Source organism: Dickeya sp. CFBP 2040 (assembly GCF_012273755.1).
Taxonomy (GTDB): Bacteria; Pseudomonadota; Gammaproteobacteria; order Enterobacterales; family Enterobacteriaceae; genus Dickeya; species Dickeya poaceiphila.
This window is the reverse complement of sequence record NZ_JAAVXH010000006.1, coordinates 41,991-67,700: the sequence shown is the minus strand read 5'-3', so window position 1 is coordinate 67,700 and position 25,710 is coordinate 41,991. Positions and strand designations below refer to the sequence as shown.

Genomic DNA, 25,710 nt, shown 5'->3' with positions numbered 1-25,710 from the left:
ATGACGGTAACGTGAGCCGTACGGATTTTTTTAGAGGTGGTGACGATATGAAACAATTTCCGATGACGTTGCGTGGTGCTGAAAAGTTACGCGAAGAGCTGGACTTCCTGAAGTCGGTGCGTCGGCCTGAAATTATTGCAGCGATTGCCGAGGCACGCGAACACGGCGATTTGAAGGAAAATGCGGAATACCATGCCGCCCGTGAGCAGCAAGGATTCTGTGAAGGCCGGATTCAGGAAATTGAAGCCAAACTATCTAACGCTCAGGTCATTGACGTCACCAAAATGGCGGCCAATGGGCGTGTCATCTTTGGTGCTACGGTGACCGTGATGAATTTGGATACTGAAGAAGAACAGACTTACCGCATCGTGGGCGACGATGAAGCAGACTTCAAGCAAAACCTCATTTCGGTTAATTCACCGATTGCTCGTGGTTTGATTGGCAAGGAAGAAGATGATGTCGTGGCGATCAGCACACCGGGTGGTGTGGTGGAGTACGAAATTCTGAAGGTTGAATACCTCTGATTGGCGAGTAAGTAAAACGCCATTCAGATTGTAAAGAAAGGAAAAAGGCCGATGTCGGCCTTTTTTCTCACCAGCACGTCATGGAACCTTGCTGCTAAACAAGGTAACCTGAACCGAAAATGTTATCGAGGCAACACAATCTTGCGTTCTTTTGACGCACGATATAGCACTAGGGTGTGGCCAATAACCTGGACATTGCTGGCACCGGTTTCGCGCAGAATGGCATCGACAATCAGCTCTTTGGTTTCTCTGTCCTCAGTGGCGATTTTCACCTTGATCAGTTCATGATGCTCCAGAGCTTGCTCGATTTCGGCCAGCACACCTTCAGTAAGGCCGTTGTTGCCCAGCATGACGACGGGTTTTAACGGATGAGCCAGCCCTTTCAGGTGTTGTTTTTGTTTGTTACTCAGATTCATTGTCTTTTTTGCTTAGGTTAGGATTGAAAACGGAACATTCTAACGCCATCTCATGATTATCACCAATCCGGCTATACTGATTGGCTGTCGTTGAGACGCGTTTTCCGCCGCTGGCATCTTAATTAACACTAGTTAGAAAAAATCATAGTTGGAAAATCGATGGCTAACAAAAAGCGTTCTGCAAGTTCCAGTCGCTGGCTGCAGGAACACTTTAGCGATAAATACGTACAGCAGGCGCAGAAAAAAGGGCTTCGCTCACGCGCTTGGTTTAAACTTGATGAGATACAGCAGACGGACAAGCTGTTCAAACCCGGTATGACCGTGGTGGATCTGGGGGCGGCGCCAGGTGGATGGTCTCAGTATGTCGTCAGCCAGATTGGTGGAAAAGGGCGCATTATCGCGTGCGATCTTTTACCGATGGATCCTATTGTTGGAGTCGATTTCCTTCAAGGGGATTTTCGTGATGAATTAGTGCTCAAGACCCTGCTGGAACGGGTTGGAGACGATAAGGTTCAGGTGGTGATGTCCGACATGGCCCCGAACATGAGCGGTACTCCGGCGGTGGATATTCCCCGATCCATGTATCTGGTTGAGCTTGCGCTGGATATGTGCCGGGATATATTAGCGCCGGGAGGCAGTTTCGTAGTGAAAGTATTTCAGGGTGTGGGCTTCGATGAGTATCTACGCGAGATTCGTTCCCTGTTTACGACGGTAAAGATTCGTAAGCCTGATGCCTCGCGAGCCCGATCACGTGAGGTGTACATTGTAGCGACAGGCCGTAAACTGTAGTAACCTGACGCTATTTTTTAATACAGTTGTAATATGAGGTTAATCCCTTGAGTGACATGGCGAAAAACCTGATTCTCTGGTTGGTCATCGCGGTTGTGTTGATGTCCGTGTTCCAGAGCTTTGGGCCCAGCGAGTCGAATGGCCGTAGGGTGGATTATTCAACCTTTTTAACTGAAGTGAATCAGGATCAGGTTCGTGAAACACGTATCAATGGGCGCGAGATCAATGTTGTCAAAAAAGACAGCAGTCGCTACACCACGTACATCCCTGTCAACGATCCTAAACTGCTGGATAACCTTCTGACCAAAAATGTAAAAGTGGTTGGTGAACCGCCGGAAGAGCCGAGCCTGCTGGCTTCGATCTTCATCTCCTGGTTCCCAATGCTGTTGCTGATTGGCGTCTGGATTTTCTTTATGCGCCAGATGCAGGGGGGGGGCGGCAAAGGTGCCATGTCGTTTGGTAAAAGCAAGGCACGGATGCTGACTGAAGACCAGATTAAAACCACGTTCGCTGATGTGGCGGGCTGTGATGAAGCCAAAGAAGAAGTTGCCGAACTGGTTGAATACCTTCGAGAACCGAGCCGCTTTCAGAAACTGGGCGGTAAAATTCCTAAAGGCGTACTGATGGTTGGTCCGCCGGGGACTGGTAAAACGTTGTTGGCGAAAGCCATTGCCGGTGAAGCCAAGGTGCCGTTTTTCACCATTTCCGGTTCCGATTTTGTGGAAATGTTTGTGGGTGTCGGTGCCTCTCGTGTACGAGACATGTTCGAACAGGCCAAAAAAGCCGCGCCTTGTATCATCTTTATCGATGAGATTGATGCTGTGGGCCGTCAGCGTGGCGCTGGCTTGGGCGGTGGTCATGACGAACGTGAGCAGACGCTGAACCAAATGCTGGTTGAGATGGATGGTTTTGAAGGCAACGAAGGCATCATCGTCATCGCTGCGACTAACCGTCCTGATGTGCTGGACCCGGCGTTGCTGCGTCCCGGTCGTTTTGACCGACAGGTAGTGGTTGGTTTGCCGGATGTGCGTGGGCGTGAGCAGATTTTGAAAGTTCATATGCGCCGTGTGCCGCTGTCGCCGGATATCGATGCTTCCGTTATCGCACGTGGCACGCCTGGTTTTTCCGGCGCTGATTTAGCCAATCTGGTGAATGAGGCTGCGTTGTTTGCGGCTCGTGGCAATCGCCGTGTGGTTTCGATGGTGGAGTTCGAAAAAGCCAAGGACAAAATCATGATGGGGGCAGAACGTCGCTCTATGGTCATGACCGAAGCACAAAAAGAGTCCACTGCTTATCACGAGGCGGGTCACGCTATTATCGGTCGGTTGGTGCCTGAGCATGATCCCGTGCATAAGGTGACTATCATCCCGCGTGGTCGTGCGTTGGGTGTAACGTTCTTCCTGCCTGAAGGCGATGCGATTAGCGCCAGCCGTCAGAAATTGGAAAGTCAGATTTCTACGCTATACGGTGGTCGTCTGGCTGAAGAAATCATCTACGGGCCGGAGCATGTTTCTACCGGTGCGTCTAACGACATCAAAGTGGCGACGTCTATTGCGCGTAACATGGTGACTCAGTGGGGGTTCTCGGAAAAACTCGGACCTTTGCTGTATGCGGAAGAGGAAGGTGAAGTATTCCTTGGCCGCTCTGTGGCTAAAGCCAAGCATATGTCGGATGAAACGGCGCGCATAATCGATCAGGAAGTGAAGGCACTGATCGAGCGTAATTACCAGCGCGCCCGTGAATTGCTGATGTCGAATATGGACATTCTGCACTCGATGAAAGACGCATTGATGAAGTATGAAACGATCGATGCGCCACAAATCGATGATCTGATGTCACGTAAGGATGTTCGTCCGCCTGCTGGCTGGGAAGATCCGACGCCGGGCAATAACTCTTCTTCGTCTGACAATGGCGGTGCCCCTAAAGCGCCGACAACAACAGGGGATGAACCTCATACGCCGACACCGGGCAATACGATGTCCGGGCCTTTGAACGACAAGTAAGTATATCGTTTATGGTGTGACAGCCCTTACCTTGGCTGCCGACTCCCTCAAACCCCGGCTTGCCGGGGTTTTTTACTCCAGAAGGGCGTACCAACTAAAAGCACTGAGACACAAAACATGAAATTGAATGCACGCGGCTTGACGCTGGATCTCTCCTGTCCTCAAGTTATGGGGATCCTGAATGTAACTCCGGACTCTTTTTCTGACGGCGGTAAACACAATACGTTGAATGCTGCTTTGATCCATGCCGAGCAGATGATCTCCGCAGGTGCCACTTTCATTGATGTGGGGGGAGAATCCACCCGCCCAGGAGCTGATGATGTCAGCACGGAAGAAGAGTTGGAGCGCGTCGTGCCGGTAGTAGAAGCTTTAGCACAGCGGTTTGAAACCTGGATTTCGGTCGATACGTCCAAACCGGAGGTAATTACCGCCAGTGCGCAAGCTGGGGCGCATTTGATCAATGATGTGCGGGCGCTTAGCGAACCCGGTGCTCTGGAGGCAGCAGCGGCAACGGGTCTGCCAGTTTGCCTGATGCATATGCAGGGACTGCCAAAAACGATGCAACATACCCCGCATTACGACGATGTAGTCGCTGAGGTAATGGCTTTTTTTGAGCAACATATCACTCGTTGTGTTGCTGCGGGTATGCCGCGCGATCAGTTATTGCTGGATCCTGGGTTCGGATTTGGCAAGAATCTGCAGCACAATTACCGACTGCTGGCGCAGCTGGAAGCATTGCATCGCTTCGGTTTACCGCTATTGGTTGGTATGTCCAGAAAAACCATGATTGGACAATTGCTGGGCGTGCCGCCGCTTGAACGTGTTCATGGCAGTGTGGCATGTGCCGTCATTGCCGCTATGAAAGGAGCTCATATTATCCGTGTCCATGATGTGAAAGCGACAGTGGATGCAATACGTGTAGTCGAAGCAACTCTATCAGCGAAGGAATAACAACAACTATGAGTAGCCGTAAATATTTTGGCACTGACGGTATTCGGGGCAAGGTGGGTGACCTGCCGATTACGCCTGATTTTGTACTGAAGTTGGGCTGGGCTGCCGGCAAGGTTCTGGCACGCCATGGTTCCAGAAAAATCATTATCGGTAAAGATACCCGTATTTCCGGTTATATGCTGGAGTCTGCGCTTGAAGCCGGTTTAGCCGCAGCCGGGTTATCTGCATCGTTCACCGGTCCTATGCCCACACCTGCCGTAGCGTATCTGACACGAACTTTTCGTGCAGAAGCTGGGATAGTCATTTCGGCTTCGCATAACCCTTATTACGATAATGGCATCAAATTCTTTTCGATTGATGGCACCAAGCTGCCGGACGAAGTAGAAGAAGCTATCGAAGCGGAAATGGAGAAACCGTTGACCTGCGTAGAATCGGCAGAGTTAGGTAGGGCAAGCCGTATCGTTGATGCTGCCGGACGTTATATTGAATTTTGTAAAGGCACTTTTCCCAGTGAACTGAGCCTTAATGGTCTCAAAATCGTAGTGGATTGTGCCAATGGCGCGACCTATCACATTGCCCCCAGCGTATTGCGAGAACTCGGTGCCAAGGTGATAGCTATAGGTTGTGAGCCGGATGGGATGAACATCAATGAGCAGTGTGGTGCTACCGATGTTACCCAACTTCAGGAACGTGTATTGTCTGAAAAGGCTGATGTGGGCCTGGCGTTTGATGGTGATGGTGATCGCCTGATCATGGTTGACCACCAGGGCAATAGAGTGGATGGCGACCAGATCCTGTATATCATTGCTCGTGAAGCGCTGCGTCAGGGGCAGCTTCGTGGAGGTGCGGTTGGCACGCTGATGAGCAACATGGGTCTGGAAGTAGCGTTAAAACAGCTAGGGGTTCCGTTTGCCCGTGCCAAAGTGGGGGACCGCTACGTGCTGGAACTGATGCAGTCAAAAGGCTGGCGTCTGGGGGCTGAAAACTCAGGTCATATTATTTTGTTAGATAAAACCACTACAGGTGATGGCATTATTGCTGGCCTGCAGGTACTGACTGCTATGGTTCGCAACCATATGAGTCTTCATGATCTCTGCAGTGGCATGAAATTATTCCCGCAAGTCCTGGTTAATGTGCACTTTTCTGGAGAGGGAGACCCATTGGAAAGTGAGGCAGTGAAACAGGCTACTCAAACCGTAGAAGTACAACTGGCTGGCCGTGGCCGGGTATTACTGCGTAAGTCCGGTACTGAGCCTTTAATCCGGGTAATGGTTGAAGGAGAAGATGAAGCTTCGGTAACGCAGATGGCAAACCACATTGCAGATGCGGTAAAAGCAGCGGGTTAGGCTGCAATACCAATTCGCAATACCAATTCGTTGAAAGGTGGCAGGCTGTCGGGCCTGTCACCGACATAGTAATAACGTGAAATACGGTGTAATCAGTCAACTAATCAGTAGTTTCCGGTCTATGTTGTCGAGGTGCTGATTTTTTCCTCAATCGGTTAGTGGTGGGCAAATTACCCTTGCGTACCTCCGAGGCTTTAGTTAGTATTCAGACCCGCTTTGTAGGGGATGTTGCACATCTTATTATTGCGGGCAGTCGCGGTTAAACCGCAAGAATTAGTGATGCTTCGCCATGCGGTGAAGATAAATAACGGGTACAACTATGTACGAAGCTCTTCTGGTAATTTTCCTGATTGTGGCGATTGGCCTCATTGGTCTTGTTATGCTGCAGCAAGGTAAAGGTGCAGATATGGGAGCGTCGTTCGGAGCAGGTGCTTCCGCTACTTTGTTTGGTTCAAGCGGATCTGGCAATTTCATGACCCGAATGACGGCGCTATTTGCCACGCTGTTTTTCGTGCTCAGCCTGATTCTGGGTAATATGAGTTCCAATCATAGTCAGAAAAGCAGTGGATGGGATAACCTGAGTCAGCCAGCTGCGTCTGAAAAACCAGAACAGCCTAAAGCACCAGCTGCACCGTCAAGCGATATTCCTAAATAATCGCGGGCGTTTCATCAGCAACAAAAATGCTGATGATGAAAAAGCAAATTGTGATGCCGAGGTGGTGGAATTGGTAGACACGCTACCTTGAGGTGGTAGTGCCCGATTGGGCTTACGGGTTCAAGTCCCGTCCTCGGTACCAATCCTATAGATAACTTGCATTTTTGCGGTTGTCAGCGTAGTATTTGCCACGTTTTCGGACGCGGGGTGGAGCAGCTTGGTAGCTCGTCGGGCTCATAACCCGAAGGTCGTCGGTTCAAATCCGGCCCCCGCAACCATTTAACTTCCCAGAAAAGTTTTTTTTCAAATAAACTGTATTACATCGAACGAATTGTTTACGGTTAATTTTGAAAGAATACTTGGATGGTAGTTATGCCGCAGTAGCTTGCGGTAAATAGGGTCCAGTTGCATAAAGCCCCGATATATCGGGGTTTTTTGTTATCTGACAGCAGAATTACTGGGCTATTAAGCCCTTTTTTTATGTCTTGGGGGTGGGCTTGTCCACATTAGAACAAAAGTTAACAGAGATGATTTCGGCACCTGTTGAAGCCCTTGGCTATGAGCTGGTGGGCATTGAGTTCATCCGGGGACGCCAGTCGACACTGCGTATCTATATTGATAGTGAAGATGGTATCACTGTTGATGATTGTGCTGATGTTAGCCACCAGGTCAGTGCGGTACTGGATGTTGAGGATCCTATATCCGTTGCCTATAACCTGGAAGTGTCGTCACCGGGCCTGGACCGGCCGCTTTTTACTGCTGCCCATTACGCGCATTTTGTGGGTGAAGAAGTGAGTCTGGTGTTGCGTATGGCGGTTCAGAATCGCCGCAAGTGGCAAGGTATTATCAAGTCTGTTGACGGCGAGATGATCACTGTAACAGTGGAAGGCAAAGATGAAGTGTTCGCGCTGAGCAATATCCAGAAGGCGAACCTGGTACCCCACTTTTAAAGTTTGGATGAGGCAACTAGGATGAATAAAGAGATTCTGGCTGTTGTTGAAGCGGTTTCCAATGAAAAAGCCGTGCCGCGCGAAAAGATTTTTGAAGCGCTGGAAACTGCACTGGCGACAGCGACCAAGAAAAAATACGAGCAAGAAATTGATGTTCGGGTTTGCATTGATCGCAAAACCGGCGATTTTGATACCTTCCGTCGCTGGCTGGTAGTGAATGAAGTTACCCAGCCGACGCGTGAAATCACATTGGAAGCAGCGCAGTTCGAAGAGCCGACTATTGAACTGGGTGGCTACATCGAAGATCAGATAGAGTCCGTGACTTTCGACCGCATCACCACGCAGACCGCCAAGCAGGTTATCGTACAGAAAGTACGTGAAGCCGAGCGCGCTATGGTGGTTGATCAGTTCCGTGAGCAGGAAGGTGAGATTGTCACTGGTGTAGTTAAAAAAGTTAACCGCGATAACATCACGCTGGATTTGGGTAGTAATGCCGAAGCGGTGATTGGCCGCGAAGATATGTTGCCGCGTGAGAACTTCCGTCCTGGCGACCGTATTCGTGGCGTGTTATACGCAGTTCGTCCGGAAGCGCGCGGCGCGCAGCTGTTTGTGAGTCGTTCCCGCCCTGAAATGTTGGTTGAACTGTTTCGTATCGAAGTGCCGGAAATTGGCGAAGAAGTTATTGAGATCAAAGCGGCTGCCCGCGATCCCGGTTCCCGCGCTAAAATTGCGGTCAAAACTAACGATAAGCGTATTGATCCGGTCGGCGCGTGCGTGGGAATGCGTGGTGCACGCGTTCAGGCTGTATCCAGCGAATTAGGCGGCGAACGTATTGATATCGTCCTGTGGGATGATAATCCGGCACAGTTTGTTATTAATGCCATGGCACCGGCTGATGTCGCGTCCATTGTGGTCGATGAAGACAAGCATACGATGGATATCGCAGTTGAAGCCGGTAATCTGGCTCAGGCGATTGGTCGCAACGGTCAGAACGTGCGTCTGGCTTCCCAACTGAGTGGTTGGGAGCTAAATGTGATGACTATTGAGGATTTGCAGGCCAAACATCAGGCTGAGGCCCATGCTGCCATCGATATTTTCACCAAGCATCTGGATATTGACGAAGAGTTTGCCACTGCACTGGTTGAAGAAGGCTTTTCTTCGTTAGAAGAATTGGCTTACGTACCGATCAATGAGCTACAGGAGATCGATGGTTTGGATGAGGAAACCATCGAAGCGCTGCGCGAGCGTGCGAAAGCCGCGCTGACTACGCTGGCTCTGGCGAATGAAGAAAACCGCGGCAACGGCCAGCCAGCGGAAGATTTGCTCAATTTATCTGGTCTGTCCCGCGAACTGGCGTTTAAACTAGCTGCCCGTGGTGTTTGCACGCTGGAAGATCTTGCTGAGCAGGGCGTCGATGACTTGGCAGATATTGAAGGGCTTGATGAAGCACAAGCCGGTGAGCTGATTATGGCTGCACGTAATATCTGTTGGTTTGGTGACAGTAACGAATAACGAACTGTAGCAGGAAAGGAACAGCATGACAGATGTAACCCTGAAATCACTGGCTGCAGAGATCCAGACGCCGGTTGACCGCCTGATACAGCAATTTGCTGATGCGGGAATTACCAAGTCTGCGTCGGACTCTGTGACTCAGAACGAAAAAGAAACACTGCTGGCGCACCTTAACCGCGAACGCGGTAGTGCGCCGGGGAAATTGACACTGCAACGTAAAACGCGTAGCACATTAAATATTCCTAGCACCGGTGGTAAGAGTAAATCGGTGCAGATTGAAGTCCGCAAGAAGCGCACCTACGTAAAACGCGATCCTCATGAAGAGCAGCAGGTTGCTGTTGAGGAAGAGCAGGCACGGCGTGAAGCGGAAGAACAGGCGCAGCGCGCCGCCGAGGAACAAGCCAAACGTGAGGCTGAAGACAAAGCCAGGCGTGAGGAAGAAGAGAAGGCAAAGCGCGCAGTTGCTGAAGAGCAAGCCAAACGTGAGGCCGCTGAAAAAGCTAAGCGTGACGTAGCGGAAAAAGAGAAAGTGAGCAATCAACAAAACGATAGTATGACTAAACCAGCTCAGGCTGAGAAAGCGCGTCGTGAAGCGGAAGCGGCTGAACTCAAGCGTAAGGCGGAAGAAGCGGCTCGTCGTAAGGTCGAGGAAGAAGCTCGCCGTATTGCGGAAGAAGCTCGCCGGATGGCAGAAGAAAATGCCGGACGCTGGGAAAAAGAAGGCGATGACACCGAGGACGCCGATTATCACGTAACCACCTCTCATCACGCACGTGAAGCTGAAGATGAGAATGATCGTCAGGTTGAAGGTGGTCGCGGTCGTGGTCGCGGCGGCAAAGTGACTAAACAGAAAAAAGGCAACCGCCTGTCTGAATCGAAAGCTGATCGTGAAGAAGCCCGTGCGGTAACTCGCGGCGGCAAAGGCAAGCGTAAGCCGAGCACGCTGCAACAGGGTTTCAATAAGCCGGTGCAGGCGGTCAACCGTGATGTCGTGATTGGCGAAACCATTACCGTTGCTGAGCTGGCCAATAAAATGGCGGTCAAAGGCTCTCAGGTCATCAAGACTATGATGAGGCTGGGCGCGATGGCTACCATCAACCAGGTGATCGATCAGGAAACCGCACAACTGGTCGCAGAAGAAATGGGTCATAAAGTGATCCTGCGCCGTGAAAACGAGCTGGAAGAAGCGGTGATGAGTGATCGTGATACCGGGTTGTCTTCTGAATCTGAATCACGTGCGCCGGTAGTCACCATCATGGGTCACGTTGACCATGGTAAGACCTCGTTGCTGGATTACATTCGCTCGACCAAAGTGGCTGCCGGCGAGGCTGGTGGTATTACCCAGCATATCGGTGCCTACCACGTCGAAACGGATAACGGCATGATTACCTTCCTGGATACACCGGGGCACGCCGCGTTTACTGCCATGCGTGCCCGTGGTGCGCAGGCGACAGATATCGTGGTGCTGGTTGTTGCAGCTGATGACGGTGTGATGCCTCAGACCATCGAAGCTATTCAACATGCCAAGGCTGCTAAAGTACCGGTGGTGGTTGCCGTAAACAAAATCGATAAACCGGAAGCTGATCCGGATCGCGTTAAAAACGAACTGTCCCAGTACGGTGTTATTCCGGAAGAGTGGGGTGGTGAGTCTCAGTTTGTCCATGTTTCCGCCAAAAGCGGTGCAGGCATTGACGAACTGCTGGAAGCCATCCTGCTGCAAGCCGAAGTACTGGAACTGAAAGCTATTCGCAGCGGTATGGCCAGCGGTGTGGTGATCGAATCCTTCCTGGACAAGGGCCGTGGTCCGGTGGCTACTGTGCTGGTACGTGAAGGTACCCTGAATAAGGGTGATATTGTGTTGTGTGGCTTCGAATATGGTCGAGTTCGCGCTATGCGTGATGAACTGGGTCGTGAAATTACTGAAGCGGGTCCATCTATTCCGGTAGAGATTCTGGGGCTGTCCGGCGTGCCGGCTGCGGGCGACGAAGCGACAGTGGTACGTGACGAGAAGAAAGCTCGTGAAGTCGCGCTTTATCGTCAGGGTAAGTTCCGCGAAGTGAAACTGGCGCGCCAGCAGAAATCCAAGCTGGAAAATATGTTCGCCAACATGAACGAAGGCGAAGTATCCGAACTGAACATCGTCATGAAAGCCGACGTTCAAGGCTCTGTGGAAGCCATTTCCGATTCGTTGCTGAAGCTGTCCACCGACGAAGTCAAAGTCAAGATCGTGGGTTCTGGCGTGGGGGGGATTACCGAGACTGATGCTACGCTGGCTGCGGCATCCAACGCTATCATTCTTGGCTTTAACGTTCGTGCGGATGCCTCTGCACGCCGTATTGTCGAAGCAGAAAGCCTGGATCTGCGTTATTACTCCGTTATCTATGACCTGATCGACGAAGTGAAGCAGGCGATGAGCGGTATGTTGGCGCCGGAATACAAGCAGGAAATTATTGGTCTGGCGGAAGTGCGCGATGTGTTCAAGTCACCGAAGTTTGGCGCTATTGCCGGCTGTATGGTGACAGAAGGGGTGGTGAAACGTCACAACCCGATTCGCGTGCTGCGTGACAACGTAGTTATCTTTGAAGGCGAGCTGGAATCCCTGCGTCGCTTCAAGGACGACGTTAACGAAGTCCGTAATGGTATGGAATGTGGTATCGGCGTGAAAAACTACAACGATGTTCGCACCGGTGACATGATCGAAGTATTTGAAACTATTGAGATCAAGCGCACCATCGAGTGATACGTGCAACAACGTACCTGATGTTTTCATGCTGGGGGGCCGAGTGCCCCCCAATTTTTCTTTGAGGATTCATCATGGCAAAAGAATTCAGCCGCACGCAGCGTGTGGCTCAGGAAATGCAAAAAGAAATCGCCATTATCATTCAGCGTGAAGTGAAAGATCCGCGTGTAGGCATGGCGACGGTTTCTGGCGTAGACGTGTCGCGTGATTTGGCTTATGCCAAAGTATTTGTGACCTTTCTGAATGACAACGATCCAGAACAGGTTAAGACGGGAATCAAGGCATTGCAGGATGCGTCCGGTTTTATCCGTATGTTGTTGGGCAAGGCGATGCGTCTGCGTGTGGTGCCTGAACTGACCTTCTCCTATGACAATTCCCTGGTAGAAGGGATGAGGATGTCCAATCTGGTGACCAGCATAGTAAAACGCGATGCTGAGCGTCGTGCACCTGACGCAGATGATGAGCAGGAGGGGTAATGTCGCGTCCTCGTCGTCGTGGTCGGGATATCCACGGCGTTCTGCTGCTGGATAAACCGCAAGGGGCATCATCTAACGATGTACTGCAGAAGGTAAAGCGCCTCTTCAATGCTAATAAAGCCGGGCATACCGGTGCGCTGGATCCGCTGGCGACGGGGATGCTGCCGGTATGTCTGGGTGAGGCGACCAAGTTTTCCCGGTATTTGCTGGATGCTGATAAACGTTACCGGGTGATTGCACGTATGGGACAGCGCACCGATACGTCGGATGCTGACGGCAACGTGATTCAGGAGCGTCCAGTTGCCTTTACTCATGACATGTTAATGCAGGCGCTGGATAGTTTTCGCGGCGATACCCAGCAGGTACCGTCGATGTACTCCGCACTGAAATATCAGGGGCGCCCGTTATACGAATATGCCCGTCAGGGGCTGGTTGTGCCGCGGGAAGCGCGTGATATCACTGTTTATGAACTGCAGTTTATCCGCTGGGAAGCCGATGAGCTGGAACTGGAAATCCATTGCTCCAAGGGAACTTATATCCGCACCATCATTGATGATCTGGGTGAAAAACTGGGGTGTGGCGCTCATGTGATTTACCTGCGTCGGCTTCAGGTGGCAACGTATCCGATTGAACGAATGGTCACCCTGGAACAGTTGCAGACGCTCAGTGAACAGGTGCAAGCACAGCAACAGCCGATCGGTGAATTGCTGGATGTGCTGCTGTTGCCGATGGATACTGCTGTGCAGGCGTTTCCGGAAGTGAATCTGTCGCTGGTCGTGGCGGGTTACCTCAAGTTGGGCCAGGCGGTACGTGCTGCTGCGGCACCGGCTGATGGCATGGTGCGTATCACCGAGGGGGACGAACACCGGTTTATCGGTATGGGCGAAATTGATGATGAAGGGCGGGTAGCACCACGGCGTCTGGTGGTGGAATACCCTGTGCCGGTAGATGCCTGAGCGCCTTGCGATTATATGGCGCTGAGAGTAAAATGGCGCGGCTTAAATATTGGGCGGCTGAATTAGAGATCGGCGCCTGTTCTGTTTTTATACTACTTTGGAGTAAATTATGTCTCTAAGCGTTGAAGCAAAAGCGAAAATTGTTGCGGAATTTGGTCGTGGCACAAATGACAGTGGTTCTACCGAAGTTCAGGTTGCCCTGCTGACTGCGCAGATTAATCATCTGCAGGGTCACTTTGCCGAGCATAAGAAAGATCACCACAGCCGCCGCGGTCTGCTGCGTATGGTTTCTCAGCGTCGTAAGCTGCTGGACTACCTGAAGCGTAAAGATCTGGCACGCTACACCACCCTGATTGAACGTCTGGGTCTGCGTCGCTAATTCGACGAGTTTCAGGAGAAAGGGGCCTCTTTGGGCCCCTTTCTTCTAGGAAGTGCTAGTAAAACAGAGTAATGTATTGCTGTTGTAAATATGATCCGTAATTACAGCGATTCGCGCGGCTAATGAGAGATTTTATTTGTTACTGCTTAGTCAGAATAACGTCTGTCATTAGTCGCGAGGATGTAATGGGCGGATCGGGTATTTAACTGGTACGCCATATCAAAATATATGGCGTGCACCTCTGGTAAAGGACTGTATTTTGCTTAATCCGATCATTCGTAAATTCCAGTACGGTCAACATACCGTGACACTGGAAACCGGTATGATGGCCCGCCAGGCCACCGCCGCTGTCATGGTTAGCATGGATGACACTGCGGTATTCGTAACCGTTGTGGGTGCCAAACACGCTAAACCGGGCCAGGATTTCTTCCCGCTGACTGTTAACTATCAAGAGCGTACCTACGCTGCTGGTCGTATTCCCGGTGGTTTCTTCCGCCGTGAAGGCCGTCCGAGCGAAGGCGAAACGCTGATTTCCCGTCTGATCGACCGTCCGATTCGCCCGCTGTTCCCAGATGGTTTCGTTAACGAAGTCCAGGTTATCGCCACTGTGGTTTCCGTTAATCCGCAGGTTAACCCGGATATCGTTGCCATGATCGGTGCTTCTGCGGCGCTGAGTCTGTCAGGTATCCCATTCAATGGCCCGATTGGTGCCGCTCGCGTTGGTTATATCAACGATCAGTACGTGCTGAACCCGACGACTGAAGAGCTGAAAACCAGCCGTTTGGATCTGGTCGTCGCTGGTACCGAAGGCGCGGTACTGATGGTGGAATCCGAAGCAGACCTGCTGAGCGAAGATCAGATGCTGGGTGCAGTGGTATTCGGTCATGATCAGCAACAGGTTGTTATCGAGAACATCAAGGCACTGACGGCAGAAGCGGGTAAACCGAAGTGGAACTGGCAGGCGCCGGAAGTGAACGTCGAACTGCACAACCGTGTGCAGGTGCTGTCTGAAGCTCGTCTGGGCGACGCTTATCGCATCACTGAAAAGCAGGAACGCTACGCGCAGGTTGATACCATCAAAGCTGACGTGGTTGCGGCTCTGCTGGCAGAAGATGAAACGCTGGACGAAAACGAACTGCGTGACATCCTCGGCAGCATCGAGAAGAACGTGGTACGTAGCCGCGTGCTGCGTGGCGAACCGCGTATCGATGGTCGTGAAAAAGACATGATCCGGGGTCTGGATGTACGTACTGGCGTGCTGCCGCGTACTCACGGTTCCGCGCTGTTCACCCGTGGTGAAACTCAGGCGTTGGTTACCGCGACGCTGGGTACTGAGCGTGATGCACAGAGCATCGATGAGCTGACTGGCGAGCGTACCGATCGCTTCCTGCTGCACTACAACTTCCCGCCGTACTCTGTAGGTGAAACCGGTATGGTCGGTTCGCCGAAACGCCGCGAAATTGGTCACGGTCGTTTGGCTAAACGTGGTGTACTGGCAGTGATGCCGAAACCGGAAGCCTTCCCGTACACCGTACGTGTTGTGTCTGAAATTACCGAATCTAACGGTTCTTCTTCCATGGCATCCGTATGTGGTGCTTCTCTGGCGTTGATGGATGCCGGCGTGCCGATCAAAGCCGCCGTTGCCGGTATTGCGATGGGCCTGGTAAAAGAAGGCGACAACTTCGTTGTTCTGTCTGACATCCTGGGTGACGAAGACCACCTGGGCGATATGGACTTCAAAGTAGCCGGTAGCCGTGAAGGCGTGACTGCGTTGCAGATGGATATCAAAATCGAAGGTATCACCCGCGAAATCATGCAGGTAGCGCTGAATCAGGCCAAGGGTGCGCGTTTGCACATTCTGGGTGTGATGGAACAGGCTATCAGCACGCCGCGTGGCGATATCTCCGAATTCGCACCGCGTATTCACACTATCAAGATCAGTACCGACAAGATCAAAGATGTGATCGGTAAAGGTGGCTCGGTTATCCGTGCACTGACCGAAGAAACCGGTACGACTATTGAGATCGAAGACGACGGTACGGTGAAGATCGCCTCGACCGACGGCGAAAAAGCCAAACACGCGATTCGTCGTATTGAAGAGATCACGGCTGAAATCGAAGTGGGCCGCATTTATCAGGGTAAAGTGACCCGTATCGTTGATTTTGGGGCTTTTGTTGCCATCGGCGGCGGCAAAGAAGGTCTGGTTCATATTTCTCAGATCGCCGACAAGCGTGTTGAGAAAGTGACTGACTATCTGCAGATGGGCCAGGAAGTACCGGTTAAGGTACTGGAAGTGGACCGTCAGGGTCGTGTCCGTTTGAGCATAAAAGAAGCAACGACTCAACCTCAGGAAACTACTCCGGTTTCCGAGGAAGAATAATAGCAGATAATCAATTGGCAGCTCCTTACAGTGTGAAGGAGCTGCGTGTATTATAAGGAACGGATATCCTTATGCTGAGCAGTCGGGGACAGGATGTTCATCAAATGTTTGTCTTCGGGAGTGGGAAATGAAGCCTTTCTTGCGCTGGTGTTATGTTGCGACAGCAATTATGCTGGCAGGATGCAGCAACACGGATTGGCGCAAAGATGCATTGCTGGCGGTACCGTTGCAGCCGACGCTGCAGCAGGAAGTCATTCTGGCACGCATGGAGCAAATCCTGGCGAGCCGGGCAATTACTCCCGATGAACGGGCACAGCTGTTATATGAGCGCGGAGTGCTGTATGATAGTCTTGGGTTACGGGCGTTGGCGCGAAATGATTTTTCACAAGCGCTTTCTATCCGTCCCGATATGCCGGAAGTGTTTAACTATCTCGGCATTTACTTAACGCAGGCAGGCAATTTTGATGCTGCCTATGAAGCGTTTGATTCTGTATTAGAGCTTGATCCAACTTACAATTATGCGCGTTTGAATCGGGGCATCGCTTTGTACTATGGCGGTCGCTACCAGTTGGCGCAGGATGATCTGCTGGCGTTTTATCGCGACGATCCTAATGATCCTTTCCGTTCCCTGTGGCTTTACCTGGTGGAGAGAGAAATCAATCCAGAGAAGGCCAAACTGGCGTTGAAAGAACGCTACGAGGGCGCAAAGAAAGGTGTGTGGGGATGGACGATTGTCGAATTCTACCTGGGCGATATCAACGAAAAAACGTTGATGCAGCGTGTGCAGGAAGAAGCTAAGGATAACACTTCGCTCGCCGAGCATCTCAGTGAAACTGACTTCTATTTAGGTAAGCACTACCTAAGTCTGGGGGACAAGAACACCGCCGAGGCGTTGTTCAAGCTGACGGTTGCTAACAATGTTCACAATTTTGTTGAGCACCGCTATGCATTGTTGGAATTGGCGCAGTTAGGCCAAGAGCAAGACGACCTATCAGGATCGGACCAGCAATAGCTGACGAACACCTTTAAGCCAGAGATCGTGACGATTTTTTCATCGCCTTAGCGGGTGAGGCTTTTTTGTTCGCTTTTTAATCCAATTTGAGCCGGTTCACACTTTTCAATGAAAATGATTGAGTATTTTCTCGACAAGTTATGTAGACTGGCCGCCATTTTGAAGTGAGGCAAAGTTTACATGGCAGAGTTTGAAATCTCTTTTGCTAGTCTGGGGCTGTCCGCCCCGATTCTGAATGCACTGTCTGAGATGGGGTATGAAAAACCGTCTCCGATTCAGGCGGAGTGTATTCCTCATCTGCTCAACGGGCGCGACGTACTGGGTATGGCGCAGACTGGGAGCGGCAAGACCGCGGCATTTTCCCTGCCGCTGCTGAACAATATCAAGGCTGAACTCAAGGCACCGCAGTTACTGGTGCTGGCACCGACTCGTGAGTTGGCGGTGCAGGTTGCGGAAGCCTGTAACGAATTCTCTAAGCATATGCAGGGCGTTAACGTGGTGGCGCTGTATGGCGGCCAGCGTTATGACGTGCAACTGCGTGCACTGCGTCAGGGACCGCAAATTGTGGTCGGTACTCCAGGACGCCTGTTGGATCACCTGAAACGCGGCACGTTGGACCTGTCCAACCTGAGCGGTCTGGTGTTGGATGAAGCTGACGAAATGCTGCGCATGGGCTTCATCGAAGATGTGGAAAACATCATGGCGCAGATCCCGGCTGAACACCAGACTGCGCTGTTCTCCGCCACCATGCCGGAGGCGATTCGTCGCATTACTCGCCGCTTCATGAACGATCCACAGGAAGTGCGCATTCAGTCGAGCGTGACTACCCGTCCGGATATCAGCCAGAGTTACTGGACGGTATACGGTATGCGTAAGAATGAAGCGCTGATCCGTTTCCTGGAAGCGGAAGACTTTGATGCCGCGATCATTTTCGTGCGTACCAAAAACGCTACGCTGGAAGTGGCCGAAGCGCTGGAGCGCAGCGGTTATAACAGTGCTGCGTTGAACGGCGACATGAATCAGGCGTTGCGTGAGCAAACGCTGGAGCGCCTGAAAGATGGCCGTCTGGATATTCTGATCGCGACCGATGTTGCTGCACGTGGTCTGGATGTTGAGCGCATCAGTCTGGTAGTGAACTACGACATTCCGATGGATTCCGAGTCTTACGTTCACCGTATCGGTCGTACTGGTCGTGCCGGTCGCGCCGGTCGTGCATTGCTGTTTGTGGAAAACCGCGAGCGCCGTCTGCTGCGTAATATCGAACGCACCATGAAGCTGACTATTCCGGAAGTGGAGTTGCCGAACGCCGAACTGCTGGGCCAGCGTCGCCTGGCGAAGTTTGCCGCTAAAGTACAGCAGCAACTGGAAAGCAGTGATTTGGACATGTACCGTGCGCTGCTCGGCAAATTGCAGCCGCAGGAAGAGCTGGATATCGAAACACTGGCCGCTGCACTGTTGAAAATGGCACAGGGTGAGCGTCCGCTGATTCTGCCGCCGGATCCGGTGGTTGAGCGTCGTCCGCGTCGTGAATTCCGTGATCGTGATGACCGTTTCGAACGTCGAGGTGACCGCAATGATCGTGGCCCACGCGGTGGTGATGATCGCCCGGCTCGTCGTGAGCGTCGTGACGTGGGTGAAATGGATCTGTATCGGATCGAAGTGGGTCGTGACGATGGCGTAGAAGTGCGTCATATTGTGGGTGCGATTGCTAACGAAGGTGATATTAGCAGCCGTTACATCGGCAATATCAAACTGTTTGCCTCTCACTCCACCATCGAGCTGCCGAAAGGTATGCCGGGTGAGTTGCTGTCGCACTTTACCCGCACGCGTATTCTGAACAAACCGATGAACATGCAACTGATGGGTGATGCCCAGCCGCATGAACGTCGTGAGCGTCGTGAAGGCGGTGAGCGTGGCGAACGTGGTGCCCGTGGATTCGGCGATCGTGCTGGTAGTGGTCGTGGTCGTCCGTTCAGCGGCGAACGTCGTGAAGGTGGCGAGCGTCGTGGTAACCGCGATGGTCAGCGTGCACCGCGCCGTTTCAGCGATGCCTGATAACATCTGGCGTTGAGTTAACGTGAAACCAGCCTTCGGGCTGGTTTTTTTATGTCATGATGTTTTACGTTGTTACTGAATTCGTGCTTCCCGCACGATTTCCGGTTGCAGTTGCGCCACCAGCTCAAACGAGTGCAGCCGCGCCTGATGGTCAAATATCTGGCCGTTGATCATCAGCTCGTCCGCCTGAGTTTCCCGCAATAACGTTTGCAAGCCGTGACGCACTTTGGCTGCATCGCCCACCACCGCCAGCCGCAATGTTTGTTCCACGGCAAATTGCTCCGCAGCCGACCAGTACGTTTCCATGGATTCCACCGGCGCAGGCAGCGGTCCCGGCGTTCCACGCCGTAGATTGATAAACTGCTGCTGAAGCGAGGTAAACAGAAAACGCGCCTCTCTGTCGCTATCAGCGGCGACAACATTGATGCACACCATGGCGTACGGTTTTTCCAGTTGGGCAGAGGGTTTGAAGTTGTCGCGATAAAGCTGCAAAGCGTGTAACAGCATATCGGGTGCGAAATGGGCGGCGAAGGCAAACGGTAATCCCATCGATGCCGCCAACTGGGCGCTGTACAGACTGGAACCCAACAACCAGATGGGAATGTTCAGCCCCTGTCCCGGCACCGCCTGTACCGCTTGTCCTGGCTGTGCCGGGGCGAAGTAGCGTTGGAGTTCCTGCACATCGTGGGGAAAATCGTCAATGTCGGCGTTCAGATGGCGGCGTAATGCCTGCATGGTGCGATGATCGGTGCCGGGGGCGCGTCCCAGACCGAGTTCAATACGGCCAGGGTAGAGCGATTCGAGCGTACCGAACTGCTCGGCAATCACCAGCGGAGCATGGTTTGGCAGCATTACACCGCCGGAACCGAGCCGGATAAGCTGCGTACCCCCGGCAATATAACCGATCAGAACCGATGTGGCTGCGCTGGCGATGCCGGTCATGTTGTGGTGTTCTGCCAGCCAGTAGCGCTGATACCCCCATTTTTCCGCATGTTGCGCCAGATCCAGAGAGTGATGGAACGCATCGCGGGCCGTATTGCCCTGCGGAATGGGAGCCAGATCGAGCAGCGAGAAAGGAACGGTAGCGGTCATAAGCGTCACTCATCAGGTTGAGGGGCTGACGGCATCAGCCCAAAATAAACACCGGTGAGATGTTACGCTATCTTAACAAATGGCAACGGACGATGCGTGCGCATCGTCCTGATGGATTTAACTGACCAGCTCCAGCCCGGCAACGCGTCGCCAGTAGCCGTTACAATCCTGCTGATTTTCCAGCGTCAGCGGTTGTTCGCCGTGTTGGTTGGCGCGAAAACGGTCAAGCATCGCCAGCGTGTCCGGCCCTTGGGGTGACAGACGCACAATATCCACCAGCCCTTCCATAGAGGACAGGTCGTTGCCGAGGTTATAGCAGTAACCGCTCTGGGTCTGGATGCCGTTAAGGACAAACACCTGCTGATTTTCCTGTGACAACATCTGGCGCCCTTGCGGATACTGAATACAGCAGGTTTCGCATTCGTCCTTGGGGCGGTTTTCCGAACGGGCGGTAAAACAGCGGGCGGAATACGCCAGCGGCAGGTGACCGTAACTCAGCACTTCCACCTCAAACTGGTGGCGAAAACCGAGATCGTCACACTGACTGAGCAGGTTTTGCAGCCAGTCCCGCGATAATTCCACCGGCATACACCAGCGCATCATGCCTTGTTTATGCAGTAACCGCAGGGTGTAGGCGTTATAACAGTTGAGCGCATGACCGGCGACAAACGGCAGGCTACGTTCTGCTGCCATATTGACCGCGCCCAGATCGTTGGCTTCCAGCAGAAACTCGCCGTTTTCCACGTACTTTTTCAGTTCAGTCAATTCGGAAGGCGCTTGCAACAATGCCAGCGTAGACATCACCACCTGCTTACCGCTGGCGGCGACTTCACGCGCCAGTGTGAGCCAGTCACCGACTTTCATCCCGCGGCGTTTGCTGCACACGGTTTCACCCAGATAGATGATATCAGCGCTGCTGGTGATCGCGGCACGATAAAAGGTTTCAATATCGGCTTTGGGCCAATAGTAAAGCAGCGCGCCCAGTGAATATTTCATGTTGTTGATGTCTCCTGACTACTGCCACTGGCGGTGGTAAGCGCCCAGCGTGGTCTGTGTACCTTCGGCAACGGCACCCAGTGCCTCCATCCACTCGGTGGTGGGGGTAAAATGCGCCGGGTCGGCTTTACAGCGGTCTATTGCTTGTCGCCACACCTGGGTCACCTGGCTGACATAAGCCGGGCTGCGCTGGCGGCCTTCGATTTTTACCGACGCAATATTCGCCGCCATCAGTTCCGGCAGCAATTCCAGCGTATTCAAGCTGGTAGGTTCTTCCAGTGCGTGATAGCGCTGGCCGTCCACCAGATAGCGGCCTTTGCACAAGGTCGGGTAACCTGCGTTTTCATTGTCCTGATAGCGGTCGATCAACACATCATTCAACCGCGATTCCATACCGTTTTTCGTCTGCTGCCAGCGCACGAAACGCGCCGGTGAACAGGCGCCCACGGTATTGGGCGATTCGCCGGTCAGGTAGGACGACAGATAACAACGCCCTTCGGCCATAATGCACAGGCTGCCGAAGGCGAACACTTCTAGCGGCACCGGGCTGGTGCGCGAAAGCTGTTTGACCTGATGAATAGAGAGCACGCGCGGCAACACAACACGGGCGACATCAAAGTGGCGCTGATAAAAGCGAATGGCTTCCTCGTTGGTGGCTGATGCCTGTACTGATACATGGCGCTCTACCGCTGGATAGCGCTCGGCGGCGTACTCCAGCATCGCTAAATCTGCCAGAATCAGCGCATCGGCACCGGCGGTTTGCACGGCGGTGTCTACCGCCCGCTGCCAGCGTTGATAGCCGTCCGGGTGGGCGAAGGTGTTGATGGCGATATGCAGTTTACGGCGGTGGCGGTGCACGTAGTCGCTGGCGTCCTGCAATTTTTTGTCGTTGAAATTGAGGCCGGCGAAGTGGCGGGCGTTGGTATCATCTTTCAGCCCGATATACACCGCATCGGCGCCATGGTCGATGGCGGCTTTCAGTGCCGGCAGATTACCAGCGGGGCAAAGCAGTTCCATTGTTACGTCCTTTCATCACGGCCTGACGCAGCGGGCCGGTTTGCAATGAGAAAGAATCTTAGTGAACCTGGCTGCCAGCAACTTTGATTTAAACCAGCATATCAGGGAATTGCTGGCGGTTAACGGTCGTGATTTGGCGCAGAACAGGCTAAATTTACTTTATTACTACGGTGTGATTGTGTGATTTGTTTCTGCAGGCGTCGCCAGACAACATTAAAAAATGTTTCCGGCATTTTTATTGATGTAGACCCTTGCTGCCTGTTTCCCGTTCTGTGGCAGAATAATGACCATATCGGTCAGGCAGCATTGCTTTATAAGGAGTACGCCAGTGTTGGAAAAACTACGGGCGCAGATTGTGCGTCAGGGGCCGCGTTTACTGAGTAAGCCGTTAACGTTAACGCCTTTCTTCCTGCAGCGCCGGGTGCTGGAGCAACTGCTGGGGTGGCAGTTCCGTCAGGCCTTGGAAGACGGCGAGCTGGATTTTCTTGATGGCCGTTGGTTGCGCATCGAAGTGCGTGATATCGGTTTGCAGTGGTTTGTTACGCTGCGGGATAACCGGCTGGAAATCAGCCATAACCAACTGGCGGATGTCAGTTTCAGCGCTGAAGCCAACGATCTGATTTTGATAGCGGCCCGTTATGAAGACCCGGACACGCTGTTTTTCCAGCGTCGTTTGCGGATTGAGGGCGATACTGAATTGGGGCTGCACGTCAAAAACCTGATGGATGCGATTGAGCTGGAAAGTATGCCTGCGCCGTTGCGGGTGACGTTGCTGCAACTGGCCGGATTTGTGGCGGCAGGCTTACAGGAGGGCGCGGAGCAGGCCAGCCCGCACGCGCCGGCATCATGTTGATCCGGGTTGAAATTCCGGTAGATGCACCGGGGATTGATGACTTGCTGCGGCGTGCGTTTCCCACCAGTGCTGAAGCGGAATTAGTGCAGCAACTGCGTGAAGACGGCCAGTTAACGCTGGGCATTGTGGCGACTGACGACGAAGGCGGTGTGATAGGTTACGCCGCGTTTAGCCCGGTTACGCTGGGTGGTGAAGACCTGCAGTGGGTGGCGCTGGCGCCGATGGCGGTAGAGGAGAACCACAGACGACAGGGCATTGGCGAACAACTGGTGTATGCAGGTCTGGATGCGCTCAACGAGTTCGGCTACACCGCGGTGGTGGTGCTGGGCAACCGCCATTACTACGCGCGATTCGGCTTTGTACCGGCGGCGGAACAGCAGCTGTATTGCCGTTGGCTGGGCTTTGAGTCAGATTTTCAGGTCTACCCGCTGTCGGACAATCATTTTCAGGGGGCCAGCGGTCTGGTGGAATACGCAGAGCCGTTTAATCGTTTCTGAAGCACGGCAAAAAGTCGGCAAGTGTTGAAGGCTGGTGTTGCACCAGCCTTTCTTTTTGCATTTTGCTCAACTGCTTGACGCGGTATTCCCATTTCAACGCGGTGGAACGATCACCCGCGACACAGTGATACACCAGCGTCAGCGGCCCTTTGCCGCGCAATGCACGAGCGCCTTTCCCGCTTTGGTGCTGCGCCAGTCGTCGCGCCACATCGGTAGTGATGCCGGTATAAAGCAGTCCGCTATCGGTACGCAGCAGGTACAGGAACCATATTGCTCCGGTGTCGTTCACCGTTTTTCCCTCTGTATGATCGAAGTACTTATTTTACGGGGTTATGTCGGTGAAGGCAGCACGTAGCGGCGATACGGGTTGGTGGGGAACGGTGGAAAAAATCGGGATCTTGATTTATCAATAAGTTAGCGCTCTTTAACAACCAGAAAAAGTCGGTGGAATTTTTTAGCCTTTAAAAATCATTATAAAACAAGTATATAATTTTAGAGTGTTCCCCGCGCCAGCGGGGATAAACCGTTGCCATGCAATCCGCTCTCTAATACCAGCATGTGTTCCCCGCGCCAGCGGGGATAAACCGATGCGATCATGACTAAACAAAACACCCCCACAGTGTTCCCCGCGCCAGCGGGGATAAACCGCGGGATTTGCCCGGCAGCGCCGGGCGCTCATTGTGTTCCCCGCGCCAGCGGGGATAAACCGCCCGATGCATCTAATCCCTCTCTGGCTAGCTCGTGTTCCCCGCGCCAGCGGGGATAAACCGGATATCAGGCAAAGATTGATGATCAGGTTGCGGTGTTCCCCGCGCCAGCGGGGATAAACCGATGTCACAGCACAACTCAAGTTCCAGTTTCCTGTGTTCCCCGCGCCAGCGGGGATAAACCGACGCCCGTATTTCACTGATGTATTACCACGGTGTGTTCCCCGCGTCAGCGGGGATAAACCGAGATCGCATCTGTAACGTAGGCCATTTCCCCCGTGTTCCCCGCGTCAGCGGGGATAAACCGCCGGTAGTCCGCCGGTTTTTCCGGGAAATACTGTGTTCCCCGCGTCAGCGGGGATAAACCGGTAACGCGCTATCTGCAACAAAGGCACGGGCAGTGTTCCCCGCGCCAGCGGGGATAAGCGTAGGAGTAATATACCGGTATAATCTGGGGCGGTTCCTTGGGTTGAATTGTGATAATATTCACACATGTCGTGATTTATGTGTATGTAATTTCTTTTTTGTGTGAATAAAACCACAAAACAGGCTGAGGTCTCCGGGTGAAATAGCGGTATATGCCAGAGAGACAGCCATGTGGCTAAATAACGGAGCATTGTATGACTGAGTTGACTGTGGCGGCGCAACGTGCGCTGGGGCTGATGGATTTAACCACCCTGAATGATGACGATACCGATGAAAAGGTGATCGCGCTATGCCGTCAGGCTAATAGCCCGGCGGGAAAAACCGCCGCCATTTGTATCTATCCGCGTTTTGTGCCGCTGGCGCGCAAGGTACTGCGCGAGCAGGGTACGCCGGATGTCCGCATTGCTACCGTGACCAATTTCCCGCACGGCAATGACGACATTGATATCGCGCTGGCGGAAACCAACGCAGCTATCGCCTATGGCGCCGACGAGGTGGACGTGGTGTTTCCCTATCGGGCGCTGATGGCCGGTAACCGGCAGGTTGGTTTCGAGCTGGTGAAAACCTGCAAGAGCGCCTGTGAAGCAGCGGGTGTGCTGCTGAAAGTGATCATCGAAACCGGCGAACTGAAAACCGATGCGCTGATTCGTGAAGCCAGCGAGATTGCCATTGATGCCGGAGCCGACTTTATCAAAACCTCAACCGGTAAAGTGGCAGTGAACGCTACGCTGCATTCGGCTGAAGTGATGCTGAGTGTGATCCGTGATAAAGGCGTGGGTGAGCGCGTTGGGTTTAAACCGGCTGGCGGCGTACGTACCGCGCAAGATGCGGCAGATTACCTGCAACTTGCCGACACGATTATGGGGGCCGGCTGGGCGGATGCTCGTCATTTTCGTTTCGGCGCATCCGGCTTGCTCGGCAGCTTGCTGACCACGCTGGGCCACGCCGCCGAACAGGCGCGTAGCGGTTACTGATGCA

Annotated in this window: 24 protein-coding genes, 2 tRNA genes and 1 CRISPR repeat array; of the genes, 21 read left to right on the top strand and 5 right to left on the bottom strand. The window is 52.9% G+C overall.

All coding sequences use genetic code 11. The features are described 5' to 3' along the window. Positions 1–47: 47 nt before the first annotated feature. Positions 48–524, top strand: coding sequence for a transcription elongation factor GreA (gene greA, locus Dpoa2040_RS00545; protein WP_042868502.1), 477 nt, complete (start codon positions 48–50; stop codon positions 522–524). A 122-nt stretch (positions 525–646) separates the two neighbouring features. On the opposite strand, the gene yhbY is transcribed toward greA, so the two are convergent. After that, positions 647–940 carry a ribosome assembly RNA-binding protein YhbY gene (yhbY, locus tag Dpoa2040_RS00540; protein ID WP_168639931.1) on the bottom strand — a complete coding sequence of 98 codons (294 nt, stop codon included), beginning with the start codon at positions 938–940 and terminating at the stop codon, positions 647–649. Between the two features lie 159 nt (positions 941–1,099). On the opposite strand from yhbY, the gene rlmE reads away from it, so the two are divergent. The 17 genes from rlmE (at position 1,100) to Dpoa2040_RS00455 (ending at position 19,144) form a co-directional block, all read left to right on the top strand. Next, a complete protein-coding gene (rlmE, locus tag Dpoa2040_RS00535; RefSeq protein WP_168639929.1) occupies positions 1,100–1,729 on the top strand; it encodes a 23S rRNA (uridine(2552)-2'-O)-methyltransferase RlmE in 630 nt (209 codons plus the stop codon). 47 nt (positions 1,730–1,776) lie between these two features. Continuing rightward, the gene (gene ftsH, locus Dpoa2040_RS00530; RefSeq protein WP_146411577.1) at positions 1,777–3,732 is read left to right on the top strand and encodes an ATP-dependent zinc metalloprotease FtsH; all 1,956 of its coding nucleotides are present in this window, start codon (positions 1,777–1,779) and stop codon (positions 3,730–3,732) included. A 117-nt stretch (positions 3,733–3,849) separates the two neighbouring features. After that, positions 3,850–4,683, top strand: a complete 834-nt coding sequence (folP, locus tag Dpoa2040_RS00525) for a dihydropteroate synthase (RefSeq protein ID WP_168639927.1) — start codon at positions 3,850–3,852, stop codon at positions 4,681–4,683. A gap of 8 nt (positions 4,684–4,691) precedes the next feature. Beyond that, positions 4,692–6,029, top strand: coding sequence for a phosphoglucosamine mutase (gene glmM, locus Dpoa2040_RS00520; RefSeq protein ID WP_146411572.1), 1,338 nt, complete (start codon positions 4,692–4,694; stop codon positions 6,027–6,029). A 319-nt stretch (positions 6,030–6,348) separates the two neighbouring features. Beyond that, positions 6,349–6,684: a preprotein translocase subunit SecG gene (gene secG, locus Dpoa2040_RS00515; protein WP_042868510.1), complete on the top strand. Its 336-nt coding sequence runs from the start codon at positions 6,349–6,351 to the stop codon at positions 6,682–6,684. A gap of 55 nt (positions 6,685–6,739) precedes the next feature. Beyond that, positions 6,740–6,826: transfer RNA gene (locus Dpoa2040_RS00510), tRNA-Leu, on the top strand. A 59-nt stretch (positions 6,827–6,885) separates the two neighbouring features. Then, positions 6,886–6,962, top strand: a tRNA-Met gene (locus tag Dpoa2040_RS00505). 219 nt (positions 6,963–7,181) lie between these two features. Then, positions 7,182–7,634: a ribosome maturation factor RimP gene (gene rimP, locus Dpoa2040_RS00500; protein WP_042873761.1), complete on the top strand. Its 453-nt coding sequence runs from the start codon at positions 7,182–7,184 to the stop codon at positions 7,632–7,634. Positions 7,635–7,655: 21 nt separating this feature from the next. Beyond that, positions 7,656–9,146 (top strand): transcription termination factor NusA, encoded by a 1,491-nt coding sequence (gene nusA / locus Dpoa2040_RS00495; RefSeq protein WP_042868511.1) that lies wholly within the window; start codon positions 7,656–7,658, stop codon positions 9,144–9,146. A gap of 25 nt (positions 9,147–9,171) precedes the next feature. Then, positions 9,172–11,886 carry a translation initiation factor IF-2 gene (infB, locus tag Dpoa2040_RS00490; protein ID WP_146411569.1) on the top strand — a complete coding sequence of 905 codons (2,715 nt, stop codon included), beginning with the start codon at positions 9,172–9,174 and terminating at the stop codon, positions 11,884–11,886. Between the two features lie 74 nt (positions 11,887–11,960). Further along, on the top strand, positions 11,961–12,362 hold the full coding sequence (gene rbfA / locus Dpoa2040_RS00485; RefSeq protein WP_042868512.1) for a 30S ribosome-binding factor RbfA: 402 nt from the start codon (positions 11,961–11,963) through the stop codon (positions 12,360–12,362). Then, positions 12,362–13,318, top strand: coding sequence for a tRNA pseudouridine(55) synthase TruB (gene truB / locus Dpoa2040_RS00480; RefSeq protein ID WP_168639926.1), 957 nt, complete (start codon positions 12,362–12,364; stop codon positions 13,316–13,318). The genes rbfA and truB overlap by 1 nt, the downstream gene beginning before the upstream one ends. A 109-nt stretch (positions 13,319–13,427) precedes the next feature. Then, positions 13,428–13,697 carry a 30S ribosomal protein S15 gene (gene rpsO, locus Dpoa2040_RS00475; RefSeq protein ID WP_012771120.1) on the top strand — a complete coding sequence of 90 codons (270 nt, stop codon included), beginning with the start codon at positions 13,428–13,430 and terminating at the stop codon, positions 13,695–13,697. Positions 13,698–13,956: 259 nt separating this feature from the next. Next, positions 13,957–16,077 carry a polyribonucleotide nucleotidyltransferase gene (gene pnp, locus Dpoa2040_RS00470; protein WP_042868515.1) on the top strand — a complete coding sequence of 707 codons (2,121 nt, stop codon included), beginning with the start codon at positions 13,957–13,959 and terminating at the stop codon, positions 16,075–16,077. 127 nt (positions 16,078–16,204) lie between these two features. Continuing rightward, the gene (nlpI, locus tag Dpoa2040_RS00465) at positions 16,205–17,089 is read left to right on the top strand and encodes a lipoprotein NlpI (protein WP_042868517.1); all 885 of its coding nucleotides are present in this window, start codon (positions 16,205–16,207) and stop codon (positions 17,087–17,089) included. A 108-nt stretch (positions 17,090–17,197) separates the two neighbouring features. After that, positions 17,198–17,257: a protein YrbN gene (yrbN, locus tag Dpoa2040_RS18490; RefSeq protein ID WP_107760761.1), complete on the top strand. Its 60-nt coding sequence runs from the start codon at positions 17,198–17,200 to the stop codon at positions 17,255–17,257. Between the two features lie 12 nt (positions 17,258–17,269). Beyond that, positions 17,270–19,144 carry a DEAD/DEAH family ATP-dependent RNA helicase gene (locus Dpoa2040_RS00455; RefSeq protein WP_146411566.1) on the top strand — a complete coding sequence of 625 codons (1,875 nt, stop codon included), beginning with the start codon at positions 17,270–17,272 and terminating at the stop codon, positions 19,142–19,144. A 72-nt stretch (positions 19,145–19,216) separates the two neighbouring features. Here the strand turns inward: Dpoa2040_RS00455 and Dpoa2040_RS00450 are convergent, their stop codons facing one another. From Dpoa2040_RS00450 to Dpoa2040_RS00440, 3 genes are all read right to left on the bottom strand, one after another. Beyond that, on the bottom strand, positions 19,217–20,236 hold the full coding sequence (locus tag Dpoa2040_RS00450; RefSeq protein ID WP_168639925.1) for a luciferase-like monooxygenase: 1,020 nt from the start codon (positions 20,234–20,236) through the stop codon (positions 19,217–19,219). Between the two features lie 117 nt (positions 20,237–20,353). Next, the gene (locus tag Dpoa2040_RS00445) at positions 20,354–21,232 is read right to left on the bottom strand and encodes a U32 family peptidase (RefSeq protein WP_042868524.1); all 879 of its coding nucleotides are present in this window, start codon (positions 21,230–21,232) and stop codon (positions 20,354–20,356) included. An 18-nt stretch (positions 21,233–21,250) separates the two neighbouring features. Then, positions 21,251–22,249: a peptidase U32 family protein gene (locus tag Dpoa2040_RS00440; protein WP_042868526.1), complete on the bottom strand. Its 999-nt coding sequence runs from the start codon at positions 22,247–22,249 to the stop codon at positions 21,251–21,253. A 328-nt stretch (positions 22,250–22,577) separates the two neighbouring features. On the opposite strand from Dpoa2040_RS00440, the gene Dpoa2040_RS00435 reads away from it, so the two are divergent. Further along, positions 22,578–23,102 carry an SCP2 domain-containing protein gene (locus tag Dpoa2040_RS00435; protein WP_042868528.1) on the top strand — a complete coding sequence of 175 codons (525 nt, stop codon included), beginning with the start codon at positions 22,578–22,580 and terminating at the stop codon, positions 23,100–23,102. Further along, positions 23,096–23,599 (top strand): GNAT family N-acetyltransferase, encoded by a 504-nt coding sequence (locus tag Dpoa2040_RS00430; RefSeq protein ID WP_168639924.1) that lies wholly within the window; start codon positions 23,096–23,098, stop codon positions 23,597–23,599. Before Dpoa2040_RS00435 ends, Dpoa2040_RS00430 begins: the two co-directional genes overlap by 7 nt. Here Dpoa2040_RS00430 and Dpoa2040_RS00425 read toward each other — a convergent pair. Continuing rightward, entirely contained in the window at positions 23,586–23,888 is a 303-nt protein-coding gene (locus Dpoa2040_RS00425) for a GIY-YIG nuclease family protein (protein WP_168639923.1), read from the bottom strand. The genes Dpoa2040_RS00430 and Dpoa2040_RS00425 overlap by 14 nt on opposite strands. 208 nt (positions 23,889–24,096) lie before the next feature. After that, positions 24,097–24,735: direct repeats of the CRISPR family, unit length 29 nt; unit sequence GTGTTCCCCGCGCCAGCGGGGATAAACCG. A 191-nt stretch (positions 24,736–24,926) separates the two neighbouring features. On the opposite strand from Dpoa2040_RS00425, the gene deoC reads away from it, so the two are divergent. Then, positions 24,927–25,706 carry a deoxyribose-phosphate aldolase gene (gene deoC / locus Dpoa2040_RS00420; protein WP_042868535.1) on the top strand — a complete coding sequence of 260 codons (780 nt, stop codon included), beginning with the start codon at positions 24,927–24,929 and terminating at the stop codon, positions 25,704–25,706. Positions 25,707–25,710: the final 4 nt, after the last annotated feature.

Bases quoted from the DNA above. Each gene is read 5' to 3' on its own strand.
- greA (WP_042868502.1), top strand. From the start codon at position 48: ATGAAACAATTTCCGATGACGTTGCGTGGTGCTGAAAAGTTACGCGAA.
- yhbY (WP_168639931.1), bottom strand. From the start codon at position 940: ATGAATCTGAGTAACAAACAAAAACAACACCTGAAAGGGCTGGCTCAT.
- rlmE (WP_168639929.1), top strand. From the start codon at position 1,100: ATGGCTAACAAAAAGCGTTCTGCAAGTTCCAGTCGCTGGCTGCAGGAA.
- folP (WP_168639927.1), top strand. From the start codon at position 3,850: ATGAAATTGAATGCACGCGGCTTGACGCTGGATCTCTCCTGTCCTCAA.
- glmM (WP_146411572.1), top strand. From the start codon at position 4,692: ATGAGTAGCCGTAAATATTTTGGCACTGACGGTATTCGGGGCAAGGTG.
- secG (WP_042868510.1), top strand. From the start codon at position 6,349: ATGTACGAAGCTCTTCTGGTAATTTTCCTGATTGTGGCGATTGGCCTC.
- nusA (WP_042868511.1), top strand. From the start codon at position 7,656: ATGAATAAAGAGATTCTGGCTGTTGTTGAAGCGGTTTCCAATGAAAAA.
- infB (WP_146411569.1), top strand. From the start codon at position 9,172: ATGACAGATGTAACCCTGAAATCACTGGCTGCAGAGATCCAGACGCCG.
- rbfA (WP_042868512.1), top strand. From the start codon at position 11,961: ATGGCAAAAGAATTCAGCCGCACGCAGCGTGTGGCTCAGGAAATGCAA.
- truB (WP_168639926.1), top strand. From the start codon at position 12,362: ATGTCGCGTCCTCGTCGTCGTGGTCGGGATATCCACGGCGTTCTGCTG.
- rpsO (WP_012771120.1), top strand. From the start codon at position 13,428: ATGTCTCTAAGCGTTGAAGCAAAAGCGAAAATTGTTGCGGAATTTGGT.
- nlpI (WP_042868517.1), top strand. From the start codon at position 16,205: ATGAAGCCTTTCTTGCGCTGGTGTTATGTTGCGACAGCAATTATGCTG.
- Dpoa2040_RS00455 (WP_146411566.1), top strand. From the start codon at position 17,270: ATGGCAGAGTTTGAAATCTCTTTTGCTAGTCTGGGGCTGTCCGCCCCG.
- Dpoa2040_RS00450 (WP_168639925.1), bottom strand. From the start codon at position 20,236: ATGACCGCTACCGTTCCTTTCTCGCTGCTCGATCTGGCTCCCATTCCG.
- Dpoa2040_RS00445 (WP_042868524.1), bottom strand. From the start codon at position 21,232: ATGAAATATTCACTGGGCGCGCTGCTTTACTATTGGCCCAAAGCCGAT.
- Dpoa2040_RS00440 (WP_042868526.1), bottom strand. From the start codon at position 22,249: ATGGAACTGCTTTGCCCCGCTGGTAATCTGCCGGCACTGAAAGCCGCC.
- Dpoa2040_RS00430 (WP_168639924.1), top strand. From the start codon at position 23,096: ATGTTGATCCGGGTTGAAATTCCGGTAGATGCACCGGGGATTGATGAC.
- deoC (WP_042868535.1), top strand. From the start codon at position 24,927: ATGACTGAGTTGACTGTGGCGGCGCAACGTGCGCTGGGGCTGATGGAT.